Source organism: Halomonas sp. ATBC28 (assembly GCF_005937175.1).
GTDB classification, from domain to species: Bacteria; Pseudomonadota; Gammaproteobacteria; order Pseudomonadales; family Halomonadaceae; genus Vreelandella; species Vreelandella titanicae.
The window spans coordinates 1-408 of sequence record NZ_VCQL01000158.1; the positions used below are offsets into that span (position 1 = coordinate 1).

Annotated in this window: 1 protein-coding gene; it reads left to right on the forward strand. The window is 70.3% G+C overall.

The window, feature by feature from the left end; translation table 11 throughout:
• The coding region (locus E0L35_RS25815; RefSeq protein WP_249362199.1) for a tripartite tricarboxylate transporter substrate-binding protein at positions 1-408 on the forward strand (408 nt) is incomplete at both ends.

A 408-nucleotide genomic window follows, 5' to 3' on the forward strand; every position in this document is an offset into this window, starting at 1 on the left:
CTTATGCACCGCCGCCACTGGTTCGGATTCGCCCTTCTGGCCGCCGCAGGGGGCGCGTGGGCCCAGGCCTATCCGGCCAAGCCCATCCGCCTGGTGGTGCCGTTCGCGCCCGGGGGCACGACGGACATCATCGCTCGCGTGATCGCCGATCCGCTGTCGCGCGCACTCGGCCAGCCGGTGGTGGTGGAGAACAAGTCCGGGGGCGGCGGCATCGTCGGCGCGTCGGAAACCGCCAAGGCCGCGCCGGACGGTTACTCGCTGGGGATCGCCACCGTGTCCACCACGGCGGCCAACCCGGCGATCAATCCGCGCACCCCGTACAACCCGCTGACGGATTTCACGCCGATCATCAACATCGCCGCGACGCCCAACATCATCGCGGTGAACCCGGCCTTCCCGGCGAAGGAC